Origin of the sequence: Cupriavidus campinensis (assembly GCF_905397395.1) — a bacterium.
Classification (GTDB): Bacteria; Pseudomonadota; Gammaproteobacteria; order Burkholderiales; family Burkholderiaceae; genus Cupriavidus; species Cupriavidus campinensis.
Genome location: NZ_CAJPVH010000043.1, coordinates 34531 through 52029 on the forward strand (window position 1 = coordinate 34531; position 17499 = coordinate 52029).

General features: G+C 65.6%; 16 protein-coding genes and 1 pseudogene. 6 read left to right on the plus strand and 11 right to left on the minus strand.

The features are described 5' to 3' along the window. Positions 1–71: 71 nt before the first annotated feature. From queA to secF, 5 genes are all read left to right on the plus strand, one after another. Positions 72–1124 carry a tRNA preQ1(34) S-adenosylmethionine ribosyltransferase-isomerase QueA gene (gene queA / locus KHO18_RS20630; RefSeq protein WP_211943782.1) on the plus strand — a complete coding sequence of 351 codons (1053 nt, stop codon included), beginning with the start codon at positions 72–74 and terminating at the stop codon, positions 1122–1124. Between the two features lie 15 nt (positions 1125–1139). Then, entirely contained in the window at positions 1140–2270 is a 1131-nt protein-coding gene (tgt, locus tag KHO18_RS20635; RefSeq protein WP_144202498.1) for a tRNA guanosine(34) transglycosylase Tgt, read from the plus strand. A gap of 211 nt (positions 2271–2481) precedes the next feature. Next, entirely contained in the window at positions 2482–2808 is a 327-nt protein-coding gene (gene yajC, locus KHO18_RS20640; RefSeq protein ID WP_144202500.1) for a preprotein translocase subunit YajC, read from the plus strand. Positions 2809–3045: 237 nt separating this feature from the next. Beyond that, positions 3046–4911: a protein translocase subunit SecD gene (gene secD, locus KHO18_RS20645; protein WP_144202502.1), complete on the plus strand. Its 1866-nt coding sequence runs from the start codon at positions 3046–3048 to the stop codon at positions 4909–4911. A 24-nt stretch (positions 4912–4935) separates the two neighbouring features. Then, positions 4936–5910, plus strand: coding sequence for a protein translocase subunit SecF (gene secF, locus KHO18_RS20650; RefSeq protein ID WP_144202504.1), 975 nt, complete (start codon positions 4936–4938; stop codon positions 5908–5910). Positions 5911–5973: 63 nt separating this feature from the next. Here secF and KHO18_RS20655 read toward each other — a convergent pair whose 3' ends face one another. The 8 genes from KHO18_RS20655 to purB form a co-directional block, all read right to left on the minus strand. Continuing rightward, positions 5974–6972, minus strand: a complete 999-nt coding sequence (locus KHO18_RS20655; protein WP_144202506.1) for a response regulator — start codon at positions 6970–6972, stop codon at positions 5974–5976. Further along, the gene (locus tag KHO18_RS20660; RefSeq protein ID WP_144202508.1) at positions 6969–8102 is read right to left on the minus strand and encodes a hybrid sensor histidine kinase/response regulator; all 1134 of its coding nucleotides are present in this window, start codon (positions 8100–8102) and stop codon (positions 6969–6971) included. The genes KHO18_RS20655 and KHO18_RS20660 overlap by 4 nt, the downstream gene beginning before the upstream one ends. A gap of 7 nt (positions 8103–8109) precedes the next feature. Beyond that, positions 8110–9498, minus strand: a complete 1389-nt coding sequence (locus KHO18_RS20665; protein ID WP_244844951.1) for a sensor histidine kinase — start codon at positions 9496–9498, stop codon at positions 8110–8112. Continuing rightward, the gene (locus tag KHO18_RS20670; protein WP_144202510.1) at positions 9470–10861 is read right to left on the minus strand and encodes a class I SAM-dependent methyltransferase; all 1392 of its coding nucleotides are present in this window, start codon (positions 10859–10861) and stop codon (positions 9470–9472) included. The genes KHO18_RS20665 and KHO18_RS20670 overlap by 29 nt, the downstream gene beginning before the upstream one ends. A gap of 333 nt (positions 10862–11194) precedes the next feature. Then, positions 11195–11785: a YceI family protein gene (locus KHO18_RS20675; RefSeq protein WP_144201457.1), complete on the minus strand. Its 591-nt coding sequence runs from the start codon at positions 11783–11785 to the stop codon at positions 11195–11197. A gap of 78 nt (positions 11786–11863) precedes the next feature. Continuing rightward, positions 11864–12439 (minus strand): YceI family protein, encoded by a 576-nt coding sequence (locus KHO18_RS20680; protein ID WP_144201455.1) that lies wholly within the window; start codon positions 12437–12439, stop codon positions 11864–11866. Positions 12440–12472: 33 nt separating this feature from the next. After that, complete coding sequence (locus KHO18_RS20685; protein ID WP_144201453.1) at positions 12473–13057, minus strand: cytochrome b; 585 nt, start codon at positions 13055–13057, stop codon at positions 12473–12475. A 256-nt stretch (positions 13058–13313) separates the two neighbouring features. Further along, complete coding sequence (purB, locus tag KHO18_RS20690; RefSeq protein ID WP_144201451.1) at positions 13314–14690, minus strand: adenylosuccinate lyase; 1377 nt, start codon at positions 14688–14690, stop codon at positions 13314–13316. A gap of 399 nt (positions 14691–15089) precedes the next feature. Between purB and KHO18_RS20695 the strand changes: the two genes are divergently transcribed. Beyond that, positions 15090–15707, plus strand: a complete 618-nt coding sequence (locus KHO18_RS20695) for a glutathione S-transferase C-terminal domain-containing protein (RefSeq protein ID WP_144201449.1) — start codon at positions 15090–15092, stop codon at positions 15705–15707. Between the two features lie 43 nt (positions 15708–15750). Here KHO18_RS20695 and mnmA read toward each other — a convergent pair whose 3' ends face one another. The 3 genes and pseudogenes from mnmA to KHO18_RS20710 form a co-directional block, all read right to left on the minus strand. Then, complete coding sequence (gene mnmA, locus KHO18_RS20700; protein WP_144201447.1) at positions 15751–16830, minus strand: tRNA 2-thiouridine(34) synthase MnmA; 1080 nt, start codon at positions 16828–16830, stop codon at positions 15751–15753. Beyond that, the gene (locus KHO18_RS20705) at positions 16827–17333 is read right to left on the minus strand and encodes an NUDIX hydrolase (protein ID WP_149137425.1); all 507 of its coding nucleotides are present in this window, start codon (positions 17331–17333) and stop codon (positions 16827–16829) included. The genes mnmA and KHO18_RS20705 overlap by 4 nt, the downstream gene beginning before the upstream one ends. Further along, positions 17314–17499: pseudogene (locus tag KHO18_RS20710) on the minus strand (hypothetical protein); the annotation flags it as partial. The gene KHO18_RS20705 and the pseudogene KHO18_RS20710, both read right to left, overlap by 20 nt.

The following is a 17499-nucleotide window of genomic DNA, read 5'->3' on the forward strand; positions in this document are numbered from 1 at the left end:
TGTACCCATGCCTGTGACGACGCCCTAACCCGGTGCCGCCACCCGCTTGCCGTGCCCGCTATTCTGAAGCAATGTTGACGCTATCCGACTTCGATTTTCCCCTGCCGCCCGAGCTGATCGCGCAGTCCGCCCTGCCCGACCGCAGCGCCAGCCGCCTGCTCGTGGTGGAGCGGACCGCGCCGGAAGACCGTGCCGACGCCGTGCGCTTGGTCGACCGCGCGTTCTGCGACATCCTGGACTACCTAGGCCCCAATGACCTGCTGGTCTTCAACGACACCCGCGTGATCAAGGCGCGCTTCTTCGGCCAGAAGCCGAGCGGCGGCCGGGTGGAGGTGCTGGTGGAGCGCGTGGTCGATAGCCACACGGTGCTGGCGCAGGTGCGCGCCTCGAAGACGCCCGCCGAGGGCAGTCAACTGCACTTGGCCGACGATGCCTTCGCCGTAACGGTGGGGCCGCGCGTCGACCAGTTCTTCACGCTGCGCTTTCCCGAGCCGGCGCTGGACCTGATCGAGCAATATGGCCGGCTGCCGTTGCCGCCCTACATCACGCACGATCCCGACGCCTACGACGAGACCCGCTACCAGACCGTGTATGCCCGCAACCCGGGCGCCGTGGCCGCGCCAACGGCCGGGCTCCATTTCGACGACGCGCTGTTCGCGCGGCTCGATGCAAAGGGCGTGCGCCGCGCGTTCCTGACGCTGCACGTGGGCGCCGGCACGTTCCAGCCGGTGCGGACGGAGAACCTCGCCGAGCACAAGATGCACGCGGAGTGGTATGCCATCTCGCCCGAACTGGCCGATGCCGTGCGCGAGACCCGCGCGCGCGGCGGCCGGGTGATTGCGGTGGGCACCACTTCGCTGCGCGCGCTCGAATCCGCCGCGGCGGCGGACGGCACGCTGGCCGCCCACAGCGGCGACACCGACATCTTCATCACGCCGGGGTATCGCTTCCGGCTGGTCGATGCCCTGATCACCAACTTCCACCTGCCCAAGTCCACGCTGCTGATGCTGGTCTCGGCGCTGGCCGGCGTGGAGGCCATCCGCGCCACCTACCGCCACGCCGTGGAGCAACGCTATCGCTTCTTCAGCTACGGCGACGCCATGCTGCTAACCCGCCTGGACTGACCTGAGACCCGCCAAATGCTCGATTTCGAACTGCTGACCACCGATGGCAACGCCCGCCGCGGCCGCGTCACCCTGAACCATGGCGTCGTGGAGACGCCCATCTTCATGCCCGTGGGCACCTATGGCTCGGTCAAGGCGATGTCGCCGCTCGAACTGAACGAGATCGGCGCGCAGATCATCCTCGGCAACACCTTCCACCTGTGGCTGCGCCCCGGGCTGGACGTGGTGGAGGCGCACGAGGGCCTGCACCGCTTTGTCGGCTGGGACAAGCCGATCCTGACCGATTCGGGCGGCTTTCAGGTCTTTTCGCTCGGAGAACTGCGCAAGATCACCGAAGATGGCGTCACGTTCGCGTCGCCGGTGAATGGCGACAAGCTGTTCCTGTCGCCCGAGATCTCGATGCAGATCCAGCGCACGCTGAACTCGGACATCGTCATGCAGTTCGACGAGTGCACGCCTTATGAGATCGATGGCCGCCCCGCCACGCACGACGAGGCCGCCCGCTCGATGCGCATGAGCCTGCGCTGGGCCAAGCGCTCGCGCGACGAATTCGAGCGCCTGACCAACCCGAACGCGCTGTTCGGCATCGTCCAGGGCGGCATGTTCGAAGACCTGCGCGACGAGTCGCTGGCCGGGCTGTCCGAACTGGACTTCCACGGCTACGCCATCGGCGGGCTGTCCGTGGGCGAGCCCAAGGAAGACATGATGCGCGTGCTGGAGCACGTGGGCCCGCGCCTGCCGGCCAACAAGCCGCACTACCTGATGGGCGTGGGCACGCCGGAAGACCTGGTGGCCGGCGTGGCCTCGGGCGTGGACATGTTCGATTGCGTGATGCCGACCCGCAACGCCCGCAACGGCTGGCTGTTCACGCGCTTTGGCGATGTGAAGATCCGCAACGCGGCCCACCGCAACGATCCCCGCCCGCTGGACGAGACCTGCGGCTGCTACACCTGCCGCAACTTCTCGCGCGCCTATCTGCACCACCTGCACCGCGTGGGCGAAATCCTCGGTGCGCGCCTGAACACCATCCACAACCTCTATTACTACCTGGAACTGATGCGCGAGATGCGCACGGCCATCGAGGAGCATCGCTTCGAGCCGTTCCGGCGCCAGTTCGCCGAGCACCGCGCGCGCGGAACCAAGTAGGCACCGCTTGAGAATGTTCTGAAAACCAGACAACCGAATGAACTTCGGGCGATGGAATGGTCGAATGGTGGCGGGTGTCTGCAACGTCTGAAAAAGGACCTGCAAATCACCCCGAACAAACCCGCAATTCGAACCTAGAATGCTCTGGCGGGACAAACACGGGTGATAGAATGCCCGATTCCCTGATAGACCTTTGTGACGGAGAAGTAACGTGCTGATTTCGAACGCTTTTGCCCAGACTGCCAGCGCCGGTGGCGCGGCGAGTGGCCTGATGAGCTTCCTGCCCATCATCCTGATGTTTGCGGTACTGTGGTTCATCATGATCCGCCCGCAAATGAAGCGCCAGAAGGAAGCGAAGGCGATGATGGAAGCGCTGGCCAAGAATGACGAAGTCGTCACCGCCGGCGGCATCCTGGGCCGCGTAGTCAAGGTCAACGAGCAATACGTGGTGCTGGAAATCTCCGAAGGCACCGAAGTCACCGTGCAGAAGAATGCAGTGACCACGGTGCTGCCGAAGGGCTCGCTGAAGTCGCTCTGACCGGGCCCGCCGGGCGCCACGCATGCGGCGCCTGAACCCGCCTGATTTTCCCGGCATGTTCGTCAGTACGGCTGTTCATCTTGCCGTGCGCATGCCCCAGCAGCCGCCTGCACCAGCCCGCGGGTCCGCACCGGACCCGGCCAGGGCTGCCAGGCGGCTGTTTGCCAACCGGTCCGGCCGGATCGGCGCGCCCCCAGCGCGCCCGTCGGCCACGCCAACCGCAATGACTGGCCAGAGATGAATCGTTATCCGCTTTGGAAGTACATCGTGATCCTGGTGGCCCTGGCCATCGGCATCATCTACACCCTGCCGAACTTCTTCGGCGAGGCCCCGGCCGTGCAGGTCTCGTCCGCCAAGGCCACCGTCAAGGTCGACCTGTCCATGCAGAAGCGCGTGGAAGAGGTGCTGGCGCAGAGCCAGCTCCAGCCTGACGGCGTGTTCTTCGACGTGTCCGGCCAGTCCGGCTCGGTCAAGGCGCGCTTCCGCACCACCGACGACCAGCTCAAGGCCAAGGATGCGCTGAGCCGGGCGCTGAACCCGGACGCAGCCGACCCCACCTACGTGGTGGCGCTGAATCTGCTGTCCGGTTCGCCGCGCTGGCTGACCGCGATGCATGCGCTGCCGATGTACCTGGGCCTGGATTTGCGCGGTGGCGTGCACTTCCTGCTCCAGGTGGACATGAAGGGCGCGGTGGACAAGAAGCTGGACAGCCTGTCCGGCGACGCCCGCACCCTGCTCCGTGACAAGAACATCCGCCATGGCGGCATCGACCGCGACGGCGACCGCCTGATCGTGCGCTTGGGCAGTGCCGCCGACGGCGACCGCGCGCGCAGCGTGCTGGTCGAAAGCCTGCGCGAACTGTCGTTCACGATGGACGGTAACAACGTGGTCGGCACGTTCACGGACGCGGCCCGCAAGGCCGTGCAGGACGCCGCCGTCAAGCAGAACATCACCACGCTGCACAACCGCGTGAACGAACTCGGCGTGGCCGAGCCGGTGATCCAGCAACAGGGCGCGGACCGCATCGTGGTGCAGTTGCCCGGCGTGCAGGACACCGCCAAGGCCAAGGACATCATCGGCCGCACGGCCACGCTGGAGGCCCGCCTGGCCGACAACGACGCGCCGCGCAACCCGCGTGCGGGCGACCCGGTGCCGTTCGGCAGCGAGCTGTTCACCCAGGGCAACGGCGCGCCGGTGATTCTCAAGAAGCAGGTGATCTTCACCGGCGACCGCATCGAGTCCGCCTCGGCCGGCTTCGACCAGAACCAGCGCCCGTCCGTCAACATCAAGCTCGACGCCCAGGGCGGCCGCGTGCTGCGCGACGTGTCGCGCGAGAACATCGGCAAGCCGATGGGCATCGTGCTGTTCGAGAAGGGCAAGGGTGAAGTACTGACCGTGGCGACGATCCAGTCGGAACTGGGTTCGAGCTTCCAGATCACCGGCTCGTACTCGACCGAGGCAGCCAATGACCTGGCGCTGCTGCTACGCGCCGGCTCGCTGGCGGCTCCGATGGAAATCATCGAGGAACGCACGATCGGCCCGTCGCTGGGCGCGGACAACATCCAGAAGGGCTTCGACTCGGTGGCCTACGGCTTCGGCGCCATCGCCGTGTTCATGGTGCTGTACTACATGCTGTTCGGCGTGTTCTCGGTGGCCGCACTGGGCGTGAACCTGCTGCTGCTGATTGCCGTGCTGTCGATGCTGCAGGCCACGCTGACGCTGCCGGGCATCGCGGCTATCGCACTGGTGCTGGGCATGGCCATCGACGCCAACGTGCTGATCAACGAGCGTATCCGCGAGGAACTGCGCTCGGGGGCCTCGCCGCAAATGGCCATCGCGGTCGGTTTCGACCGCGCGTGGGCCACCATCCTGGACTCCAACGTGACCACCCTGATCGCCGGCCTCGCGCTGCTGGCCTTCGGTTCGGGCCCGGTGCGCGGCTTTGCGGTGGTGCACTGCCTGGGCATCCTGACCTCGATGTTCTCGGCGGTGTTCTTCAACCGCGGCCTGGTCAACCTCTGGTACGGCCGCAAGAAGAAGCTCCAGAGCGTGGCCATCGGCCAGATCTGGAAGCCGGACACCGAAACGCCGGTCGCCAAGTAAGCACGGACACATCAGGACAACATCATGGAATTTTTCCGCATCAAGCGCGACATTCCGTTCATGAAGCACGCGTTGGTCTTCAACGTGATTTCCTTCCTGACGTTTGCCGCAGCTGTCTTCTTCCTCTGGCAGAAGGGCCTGCACCTGTCGATCGAGTTCACCGGCGGCACGGTGATGGAGGTGACCTACTCGCAGGCGGCCGACCTTGAGAAGATTCGCGGCCAGGTCGGCAAGCTTGGCTACACCGACGTGCAGGTGCAGAACTTCGGCACCTCGCGCGACATCATGATCCGCCTGCCGCTGCAGAAGGGTCCGGATGGCAAGACGGTGACCTCGGCCCAGCAGAGCGAGCAGGTAATGGGCGCGCTGCAGGCTGCCACGCCGGACGTGAAGCTCCAGCGCGTGGAGTTCGTCGGTCCGCAGGTGGGCAAGGAACTGGCAACGGACGGCCTGCTGGCGCTGCTGTGCGTGGTGGCCGGCATCGTGATCTACCTGTCGTTCCGCTTCGAGTGGAAGTTCGCGGTGGCGGGCATCATCGCCAACCTGCACGACATCGTGATCATCCTGGGCTTCTTCGCGTTCTTCCAGTGGGAATTCTCGCTGTCGGTGCTCGCGGCGGTGCTGGCGGTGCTCGGCTACTCGGTCAACGAGTCGGTCGTGATCTTCGACCGGATTCGCGAGAATTTCCGCAAATACCGCAAGATGAGCACGCACGAGGTCATCGACAACGCGATTACCAGCACGATGTCGCGGACCATCATCACGCACGGCTCGACCGAAATGATGGTGCTGTCGATGTTCTTCTTCGGCGGCCCGACGCTCCATTACTTCGCGCTGGCCCTGACGGTGGGTATCCTGTTCGGTATCTATTCGTCGGTATTCGTGGCTGCGGCGCTGGCGATGTGGCTGGGCGTGAAGCGCGAGGACCTGATCAAGGGCGAGAAGAAGCCCGGCGATACCAACGACCGCAACGACCCGAACTTCGGCGCGCAGGCCTGACGGCTGGCACGCTGGAAACGAAATAGGCGCCCTCGGGCGCCTTTTTCTTTGCCATGGCGGGACTCAGTCCGACAGCTGCTCGATCCACACCGCGAGGCGGTCCGAGGCGAAGGTCTCGGTCCGCACGCCGGCACGTGCCGAGATGGCATCGCCCTCGCGTTGCAGCCGCAGCGCGCCACCCGCCTCCTCGATCCATAGCAGAACGGCCAGCCAGTCGGCGTGCCCGGCCGAAACCGCCTCGCCCACCGGGTTGCCGACGAACTCGCCGAGCGCCGCCGGGGCGAGCCAGGTCACGGTATCGCCGTCGCGTCGCACGGCGCCGTCGCCCAGCGTTTCGGCGAGGACGGCCACTGCGTCGGCGGCGCCCTTCCCGGTCAGTCGGCCTCGCAATTCGGCGAGCCGCGTGCCCACAGCGTGGCCGAACGTGCCGCTGCGCTGGCTTTCCGCGCCAACCAGGTCGGCGTAGTCCAGCCGCTGCCAGTCAGGCTCCGCGTTGCGCGCGCCAGCCAGCGAGGTGCCGGCCAGGTAGGTTTCCACCGGCTGGAAGCGGCCGGGGCCAATCAGGCTCGCGCACAGCGCCTGCACCATGCCGACGCGCGTGGCCACGGTCTGCTTTTGCAGCACTGACAGCTTCTCGCGCAGCAACTGGTCACGCTCCTTGCGCAGCCCGGCCAGCTCCAGCGCCTGCTTCAGTTCCATGCGCAGCGCGGTGATATCCCACGGCTTCTTGATATAGCGGTGGATCTGGCCCTGGTTCACCGCTTCCACGGTCTGGTCCAGCTCCGAATAGGCCGTGGTCAGGATGCGCACGATATGCGGGTAGCGCTCGCGCGCGTAGCGCAGCAGTTCATTGCCATACTCGCCCGGCATGCGCTGGTCCGAGACCAGCACGGCGAGGCTGCCGGCATGGGCGTCGAGCAGGGCCTTGCCCTCCTCCACCGAGCCGCCGGTCACCACCGGGGCCAGCTGGCCAATGGCGCGCTGGAAGTACTTGACGGCCGTGGCCTCGTCATCGACGAACAGAATCGCCGGGGGTGCCTGCGTAGTATTCAGTTCGCTCATCGATCACTCCTGTGCATACGATTCTTGAAATTTGGGAAGTCGAGGGTAACGGTGGTGCCGGCCCCGGTTGCCGACGCAATGCGGATGCCGCCGCCGAATGACTGCATCACGCGGTTGCAGAAGATCATGCCCATGCCGCTGCCGCCGGCCGCCGCGTGCGTCGTGACCGGGTCCACGAGCAGCCGGTCCATCACTTCCGGGGGAATGCCCGGGCCATTGTCGGCAATACGGATCTCGGGGCGCTCGCCGGCCACCACCACGAAGCGCAGCGCCGGCGTGGGCACGTCGCCCAGCGCCCGCAGCGCGTTGCTCATGACAGACGACAGCACCAGCGCCACGCAATTTGGCAGCGTTGGCACCGGGAAATCGCCATGCAGCTCAACTTGCACCCAGTCACGTTGGTTATCGGCAAAAGGATAGGTATCCAGTAGCGACGCCACCAGCGCGCCCGCGCTGACCTCCTGCCCGACACCGGGCTTGGGCGCCACCGTGCCCGCGCTACTGCGCACGGACTGCAGGAACGACGACAGCACCGCCAGGCAATACTGGGCGTTGTCATGCATCGCGCCGGCCGCATGGCCGATCTCGGCGTTGCGCTGCGGGCTGTACTCGCCTGCCACGCGCGAGCCAATGCCACGCGCGAAGTTGGCGATGGCCGCCAGCGGGGTGTTTAGTTCGTGGGCCAGGAACGCCAGCGTCTCGTCGATGGCCATCAGGCGCTGCTGACGGACCGCACGCTCCCGGTGCCGCTCGCCAGCCAGCCGCAGCACGTCGCGAATCTCGGCCACAGCCAGCGGCTTTTCCAGGATGCGGAAGACCTCGCCGCTGTTCACGGTCTTCAGCAGCATGTCCTTGTCGGCGTAGGCCGTCACGAGCAGGCGCACGATATGCGGGTATTCCTGCGACACTTGGCGCAGCAAATCGCCGCCATCGCGCCCCGGCATGCGGAAATCGGTCACCAGAATCGAAATCTGTGCATGATGCGCGTGCAGCACCGCCATGGCGCCATCGGCGCTCGTGGCCGACAGCACCTCGTATTCGTTGCCGACCGCCCGCGCGAAGTACTTGCACGCCATCTCCTCGTCATCGACGTAGAGGACGGTCGGGCGCGGCTGGCTGGTATCGCTCATCGCCCCCTCACTCCGCACGCGGCAGGTCGAAGCTGAACGCGGCCCACTGGCCCAGTTCGCTCTCGGCAAACAGCACGCCGCCGTGGCGCTCGATGACCGCGTAGCTGATCGACAGCCCGAGGCCCAAACCCTGGCCCACCTCGCGCGTGGTGAAGAATGGCTCGAACACCCGCGCAAGGTGCTCCGGCGCAATGCCAGGCCCGTTGTCGCGCACATTCACGTGCAGGCGGCCGTCGGCCCACTTCACCGTGGTGTGGATGGCCGGCTGCTGCGTGCCGGCCTTGCGCATGGCCAGCGCGGCGTTCGAGAACAGGTTGATCAGCACGCCGATAATTGCCGCTTCGTCGCCCATCACGAGCGTATCGTCGGGCAATTCGCGCGTTACCTTCACGCCGCGCAGCTCGTGCGCGGTCAGCCGGACCGATGAGTCCAGTGCCTTCTCGAACAGGAACGGGGTGCCCTCTACCTCGGCCCCCGGCTTGCGGTAAGCGAATGTCTTCAGGTCGGAGACGATATGCTGGATGCGCTGCATGCCCTGCTTGGCATCGACCAGGCACTCCTGGAGCCCCGGCTCGTTCTTGGTGACCGGTTCCTCCATGGCCACCTCGATTGCCATCAGGCAGAAGTTCACAGGATTGTTGACTTCGTGCAGCAAACCCGCCGCCAGCGTACCGATGGCGGCCATCTTCTCCTGCTGGAGCATCTGGCCCTTGATATCGACCAGCTTGCGGTTGATGACCTCGAGTTCGGTGTTCTTGTCCGCCACTTCGGCCTTCAGGCGGAACAGCATGAAGCGCGCCCGTTCATTAAAGAACGTGTACACGCCACTGGCCGCCGCGGCAAACAGCAGGAACAGCGAATTGACGATGAAGGTGCCCATCGGCTCGACACCGCCCGAGTGCAGCAGGCAGGCTGCCGCATAGAGCAGGTACGAGAGCACGCCGAAGACAAGGTTCTGCCAGAGCCCGAACGGCAGCGCGATACCGGACGCGAAGATCGCCAGGTTCAGGCCCACGTAGTACGGCGACTCCACGCCCTCGGTCTGCGAGATCATCCACGCAATCATGATCTGCGGCAGCAGCAGCCACGACATCGTCAGCCACGGCGCGAAGCGGCGGCCGGCGTTGCTGTAGAGCGCCACGATCACCCCGGCGATCAGCAGCGACACCACGATCCGCGCCACGGCGAACGGCAGTTGCTTGTCCGGATACTGGCCGTAATCGAGCCCTACGCCCAGCAGCACCAGCACGATGGCCGTGTAGGCGCCGCCCCGGCTGAACGCCAGGCGAAAGTCGGCCAACTCGGACTGGTAGCCGGCGTACAGCTCGTTGCCACGCGCCGCCGGGGCAGACGGCGCCACCTCGGCGTCACTGGATAGCGGCTTCGGCGAAGACATTGACGCCGGTTTCATCGACATAGAGTCGGTGGGCATTCGAGTTCTCCGGCAGCAGCGAGGCCATGCCGGCCTCGTCGCGATAGATCAGGTACCACTCCAGCAGGTGCTCCATCCCGAACTTCTCGGGGTTGTCGGAGTGGACGTTGGTAACCAGCAGATGGCCGCCCGGGCGCGTGCGCGAGGCGAAATAGGTCAGCAGCCGCGAGCAGACCTTGTCCGACAGGTAGTCGAACAGCCCGGCGCAGTACACGGCGTCGAATGTGCGCGTGGTGGGGTCGTCGGGCGAGATCCGGCGCTTGAGCAGGTCATGCACCGACTGGTGGACCATTTCGACGGACACCTTGTGCCCGGCCGAAGCCGCCGAGCGCTCGATGGAATTGCGCGTGTACGCGAGTGTTTCCTCGCTGAAATCCACGAGCTGGAACGACAGCAATTCCGGATTCGGGTACTCGCGCACGAAGCGCTGGATCTCGAACGCCGGCCCGCAGCCCACGTTCAGCACGCGGAACGGCCGGCCTTCGGCACGCGCGCGCTCGGCCTGGCGAGTCAGGTAATCGACCAGCAGGTCGATCCGGTTGCGGTGCGCGGTGGCCACCGCCGCCTTCAGGAACGCCGTGTTGACGATCTGGAAGTACGTGGTCGGCCCCTGCTGCGGGTCGCTCAGGATCTGGTTGACCATCTCGTAGTCGCCGGCATAGCCAAGCGGCTTCGTAAACGTCCGATAGACGAACGGCGCACGCAGCAGCAGCGGGTGCAGGGCCGCCTGGGCATAGGTACGGTGCACGGGGGCGATCTCGGGGTCCACCTGCTGGGCCTCGCCCTCGAGCCAGTCCAGGTACACCTTGACCTTGCCCATCAGCGGCGAGGCCAGTTCGTAGAACACGTCCTCGCGCAGCCGCCCCTCGGTCTTGGGCAGCGACTCGGTCAGGTCCACCTGCTCGACCCAGCGCGACACCTCCGAGAGGTACGCGCGCATCTCGTTGACCACGATCTGGTAGTCGCGGCGGATATTGAAACGGGTGTCCCAGTCCTGCACGAACAGCTCGGCCTCCCGCGCGACCGATTTCGGTGCGTCGTTGACGTCGGTCAGCTCGCGCCATTCGTCGATCAATGTCAGGGAGACCACGGCGGTCAGGCCGGTATTCACCAGGCTCATGACCACGGCCTTGCCGAGGTAGGCGTTCTTCGCCCCCATCCGCACGCTCAGCTCACTGAGCACCTCGCTGACCTGAACGATCGAATAGGGATTGTAGATTTCCATCACCAGCGACTTGCGCTGGAGATTGATGATCGTGCCCCGCACCTGCTCGCCCTGCGAGTTGCGGAAGCTAACTACCGGATCGATTTGCGTTTTGGAGTACACGGTATCGCGCCAGGGAAATCCAGGGAACGCTGTGGGCCGGGGCGCCCAAAGGGGCCGGCCGGGTACAGCTCAGGCAAGAAGCTTGCGGCGGGGGTACCGGAATCAGGGAATGCAGCCAATACTCATAACGATGCGCGTGACCGGTTATGGGGCAGACGCACGCCGGGAGTGGCAGGCGCGGCGCCCCCGAGGGTGGGACTGCGGCGAGCCATTGTACTGTGGCTGCCGGAAACCATACAACAATGCTTCCGCGCCATGAAGAGGGGTATCGGCAGGAACGAAAAAAGGGCCGGCGTGTTGCCGGCCCTTCCCGTTTTGTAACAAACGCCTGACTTAGTCGGCCTTGACGGCTTCCACCTGGATCGCCAGCTTGACGTCCTGCTTGAAACCGTACTTCGCGCCGTAGTCGATGCCGAAGTCCGCGCGATTGAACTGGCCCACGGCATCGGCACCGCATGCCTCGCGCTTGAGCATCGGGTGCTCCATGCACTTGAACTGGCGAATTTCCAGCTTTACCGGCTTCGACACGCCGCGCAGCGTCAGCACGCCATCCACCTCGGTCGGCACGTCGCCCTTGAACTTCGAGAACTTGCCCTTGTAGGTGGCTTCCGGGAAGGCCTGCACGTCGAACATGTCCGGGCCCTTGGCGTGCTCATTCAGCTTGGCGTTGCCGAAGTCGATCGACGACGGGTCGATCTTGATCTCGACCGTGCCGGCCTTGGCCGCGCGGTCCAGCGTGACCACGCCGGTCGACTTGTCGAACTTGCCGCGCCAGTTGGACAGGCCGCCCATGTGGTCGGCCTCGAAGCTCGGGTAGGTGTGGGTCGGGTCCACGTTGTAGGTCACGGCGTTGGCCATGGCGGCGCCGGCGGCCAACGTGGCGGAGGCAGCGGCAACGGCCGCGAACAGGGTGCGCATCTTCATGTCTGGGTCTCCCGTCAAAAGGTTGGAGAGGAAAGTCGAAATTCAGCGAAAAATCGGTGGGCGGGCACGCGGCCTGCTTCAGCCCTTCTTCGCCGGGGTCACGATATGGAACTTGATCTGCACGTCGTCGGCCACCACGGAAGTGTCCTTCCATTCGCCGTCGCCGATATTGAACACGGTGCGCTTGATCGGCAGCACACCGTCGAACACCTGCCCTGCCGCGTCCTGCTTGTAGGTGGCAGGCACCACCACGTCCAGGGTCTTGCCCTTGATGGTCAGCTTGCCGGCCACATCGTACTTCCCGGCTGCACCGGCCTTGATGGCGGTGGACTGGAACACGGCCTTGGGAAATTTTGCGGCGTCGAACCAATCCTTGCCCTTGACCTCCTTGGTGGTCTCGGCATCGCCGATCTCGAAGCTCGACACGTCGATTTCCACCTTGGCGGACGACGTGGCCAGCTTGGCCGGGTCGAAATCGACCGTGGCGTCGAACTTCTTGAACTTGCCTTCCATCGGCACGCCGATCTGCCGCGCCGTGGCGGTGACGGTGCTCTTGGCCGTGTCGATCTGCGCCCAGGCCAGGTTGGCGGCCAGGCCGGCCGTGGCCAGCGCGGCGGCTACGACGATGGCGCCGGGACGGGTCATGCGTTTCATCGGTGCACTCCTCTCAGGAAAATACGATGTCATTCAGCGCAGGAACGGAATCATCCGGGCAAGCGTGCCGTCGCGGTCGATCACCTGGTGCTTGATGGCGGCGGCTGCGTGCAGCAGCACGATGCCCGCCATCAGGTAGTTGAGCCAGGCGTGGACGGCCTGCAGGATCGGCTTGAGCGTGGTATTGGCCTCGATCAGCACCGGCATCTTCCAGAGGCCCAGGTAGACCACGGGCACGCCGGCAGAGAGGCTGTAGAAATAGCCGGTCAGCGGCACCACGAGGATCAGCAGGTAGAGCAGATGGTGCGCCGCGGCGGCGGCGCGGGCCTGCCAGGCCGGCGTGCCGGCTGCCACAGGCGGCGCGGCGTGGGTGGCGCGCCACAGCACGCGCAGCACGGCCACGGCAAAGATCGTCACGCCGAGCCATTTGTGCCACGAGAAAAGCTTGAGCTTGGTTGGCGTCAGGCCAGGAATGCCGGTCATGTACAGGCCCAGCCCGAACGCCGCGAAAATGCCGAACGCGATCAGCCAGTGCAGGCCGATGGCGGTCGCCGTGTAGCCATTGGCACCCTTGCCGCCGCGACTGTGCGCGACGCTGTGCACCCCGTATGAAGTCATGTTTGTGAATCCCTTCGATTTTTCTTTTTGCGATCGTCCGGGCCGGGCGATTCGCCAGCGGGGGCTTGTGTCGCCCTATCCTGCTGGCAGGAATTCTCGCATTATTGGCATTCGTCCGGGTGCTGTGAGATGCGGAACTTCATGAAGTCGTTCAAATGATTTGATGTGACGCATTGTCGCAGGGGCAAAAAAAGGGCCGGCGCAATGCCAGCCCTTCTTCCACATCGCTCCAGACCCTTACGGGTCCCCGGCGTCGTCAGATCTTGTTCGCCAGTTCCACGGCCTTGCCGATGTAGCTGGCCGGCGTCATGTCCAGCAGCAATTGCTTGGCATCGTCCGGAATCGCCAGGCCCGACACGAAGGTCTGCAGCGCCTCGCGCGAGATGCCCTTGCCGCGCGTCAGCTCCTTGAGCTGCTCGTACGGGTTCGGCACGCCAAAGCGGCGCATCACGGTCTGCACCGGCTCGGCCAGCACTTCCCAGCAGTTGTCGAGGTCTTCGTTCAGGCGTTCCGGATTGGTTTCCAGCTTGCCCAGGCCGCGCAGGCAGGCCTCGTAGGCCAGCAGGCTGTAGCCGAAGGCCACGCCCATGTTGCGCAGCACGGTGGAGTCCGTCAGGTCACGCTGCCAGCGCGAAACCGGCAGTTTTTCCGAGAGGTGGCGCAGCACCGCGTTGGCCAGGCCGAGGTTGCCTTCCGAGTTCTCGAAGTCGATCGGGTTGACCTTGTGCGGCATCGTCGACGAGCCGATCTCGCCAGCCTTGGTCCGCTGCTTGAAGTAGCCCAGCGAGATATAGCCCCACACGTCGCGGTTCAGGTCCAGCAGGATCGTGTTGGCGCGCGCGATAGCGTCGAACAGCTCGGCCATGTAGTCGTGCGGCTCGATCTGGATGGTATACGGGTTGAAACTCAGGCCCAGGCGCGACTCGATCACCTGCTTCGAGAACGCTTCCCAGTCGAACGTCGGGTAGGCCGACAGGTGGGCGTTGTAGTTACCCACCGCGCCATTCATCTTGCCGAGCAGTTCCACGCGCTGGATGCGCTCGATGGCGCGCGCCAGGCGGGCGGCCACGTTGGCCATTTCCTTGCCCAGCGTGGTCGGGCTGGCCGGCTGGCCGTGCGTGCGCGACAGCATCGGCTGGGTGGCATTGGCGCGTGCCAGTTCCACCAGGCGGGCCTGCACGCGCTGGAGCGTGGGCACCAGCACGCCGTCACGGGCGCCCTTGAGCATCATGCCGTGCGAGGTGTTGTTGATGTCTTCCGAGGTGCAGGCGAAATGGATGAACTCGCTCGCGGCCTCCAGCTCGGCGTTGCCCTTGACCTGCTCCTTGAGCCAGTACTCCACGGCCTTGACGTCGTGGTTGGTCACAGCCTCGATGTCCTTGATGCGGGCGGCGTCGGCTTCGGTGAAGTTCTCCACCAGCGCCTGCAGCTTCGCCTCGGAATCGGCCGAGAACTTCGGCACGTCGGGCAGGCCGGCCTGGGCCAGGGCGATCAGCCAGTTGACCTCGACCTTCACGCGGTTGCGCATGAAGGCCGCCTCGGAGAGCCACTCGCGCAGCGCGTCGGCCTTGGCGGCATAACGGCCATCGATGGGAGACAGTGCGGTGAGCGGCGAAAGGGATGGGGTGGACATGCTGGCAACCGGGAGAAAGAGGGGAAGACGGGGTTCCGCGGGGGCGCGGTAACCATGCGAAGACTGGCGAGGCGGGCGGCTTCAAGCGACCGATGCGCCGCACGGGGCGAGCCGCCGGGCGCGCCATCGGACCTGCCACCGGCACGCCACAAAGGGCTGGCCGGCATCGCGCAACGCGGGATTTTACCATCGCCCACCGCACCTGTGCGGTGCGCCATGGGTCAGGCGACACGGAGCGTGCGAAGCGCCGCATTGACACGGCATGCGCGGGCCGGCGCGGGTATACTCGCGCTCGCCAATCCAGTAGCCTGTTATGAAGTCCATCGACATGCCGCCCGCCAGGGCGCCATGGCAGCCACAGAGCGCCGATGCACTTCATAACAAGCTCAAGGGGAGAACATGAAGCTGTATGCGTCCCACACCAGCCCGTACGCGCGCAAGGTGCGCGTGGTGCTGGCGGAAAAGAAGGTCGACTACCAGATGATCGAGGAGAACGTCTGGTCGCCCGAAACCACCATCGGCCAGTTCAACCCGCTCGGCAAGGTGCCCTGCCTGGTCATGGAGGACGGTGGCGCGGTCTTCGATTCGCGCGTGATCGCCGAATACGCCGATACGCTGTCGCCGGTTGGCCGCCTGATTCCGCAGGGCAGCCGCGAGCGGCTCGAGGTGCGCTGCTGGGAAGCCCTGGCCGATGGCCTGCTCGACGCCGCGCTGCTGGTACGCCTGGAAACCACCCAGCGCGAGGCAGGCCAGCGCAGCGAGTCATGGGTCCAGCGCCAGCGGACCAAGATCGACGCCGCACTGGCCGCGATGGCCTCGGGCCTGGGCGAGCGCCCGTGGTGCACCGGCATCCATTTCACCCTGGCCGACGTGGCCGTGGGCTGCGCCCTGGCCTACCTGGACTTCCGTTTCCCGAACATCGGCTGGCGCGAGCAATACCCGAACCTCGTCGCGTTCCAGGAAAAGATCGAGAAGCGCCAGTCGTTCATCGACACCGCCCTGCCCTCGGCAGGTTGAGCGCAGGCTCAGCGGGCTGGCGCCAGAGCGCCAGCCGTCGGTTTCACTGGATGATGCCGCCGCCCAGGCAGACGTCGCCGTCGTAGAGCACGGCGGACTGGCCCGGCGTCACCGCCCATTGCGCCTCGGCGAAGGCCAGCTTCAGCACGTCGCCATTGGCCGCTTCTACCCGGCATGCCGCATCGCTCTGGCGATAGCGCGTCTTGGCCGCCATCTCGGCGCCGGCTGCAGGTGGCTCACCCGCCACCCAGGACAGGTCAGCCGCTTCCAGCACCGGCGTCAGCAGCCACGGATGGTCGTGCCCCTGCACCACGTACAGCGTGTTGCTGGCCATGTCCTTGCGCGCCACGTACCAGGCATCGCCGCTGCCTTCGCGGCTGCCGCCCAGGCCAATGCCCTTGCGCTGGCCCAGCGTATAGAACGCCAGTCCGATGTGCTCCCCCACCACTTTGCCCTCGGGCGTCTTCATCGGCCCCGGCTTGGTCGGCAGGTAGCGATTGAGGAAGTCGCGGAACGGCCGCTCGCCGATAAAGCAGATCCCGGTCGAATCCTTCTTCTTCGCGTTCGGCAGGCCGATCTCGGCGGCGATCTCGCGCACGCGCGTCTTCGGCATCTCGCCCAGCGGGAACAGCGTGCGCGACAGCTGCGCCTGGTTCAGCCGATGCAGGAAGTAGCTCTGGTCCTTGGTGTGGTCGAACGCCTTGAGCAGCTCGAAGCGCCCGTTGTCCGCCTGCCGCACGCGCGCATAGTGGCCCGTGGCGATGGTGTCGGCGCCCAGCGACATCGCGTGGTCCAGAAACGCCTTGAACTTGATCTCGGCATTGCAGAGCACGTCCGGGTTGGGCGTGCGGCCGGCCGAGTACTCGCGCAGGAAATCGGCGAACACGCGGTCCTTGTATTCGGCGGCGAAGTTCACCGCCTCCACGTCCACGCCGATCAGGTCGGCCACGGACACCACGTCGAGCCAGTCCTCGCGCGTGGAGCAGTATTCGCTGTCGTCATCGTCCTCCCAGTTCTTCATGAACAGGCCGATGACCTCGTACCCCTGCTGCTTGAGCAGCCACGCGGTGACCGACGAATCGACCCCGCCCGACATGCCCACGACCACCCGCTTGCCGCTCACGATGCGTCTCCCGTGGTGGTCGCCACGCTCGTGGGATGCGTATAAAGCACATCCAGCGCGAAGCGCTTGCCGGCGAGGTAGTCGTCCACACAGGCCATCAGCAGCGGGGTGCGATGGCGCTCGGGGCAGGCGCGCAGCTCCTCGGCCGTCATCCACAGCGTGCGGATGATGCCGGTATCGAGCTGGCGGCCCTCATCGAGCGTGCCAAGGTCGCCGGTGAAGGCGAAGCGGATATAGGTGGTGTCGCCCTGGTCGCGCGACGACAGGCCCCGGCTCATATAGCAGCCGAGCAGCGCGCGCGGCTCGAAGGTGTGGGCGGTTTCCTCGAGGGTCTCGCGCACGACGGCGCGGATCAGGCTTTCGCCCGCTTCCAGGTGGCCGGCCGGCTGGTTCAGCCGCAGGCCGTCGCGCGTTTCCTCTTCAACCAGCAGGAAGCGGCCGCCGCGTTCGATGACAGCGGCAACCGTGACGCTGGCGTTCCATTCACGTGACATGATGCACATTTTTTAAGCAATCCGGCATTTTACCGGTTGCTGTCGGAATGTGCATGGGTGAAGGCGGAAAGGTCGGGAGGGCAGCGGGCGGCAGCAGCGCCATGGTGGCTTCCAGCCGCGCCGTCAGCGCGCGCGTGGCCGGCGTGAGCGGCTGGCGCACCTCGGCGCGGGCCAG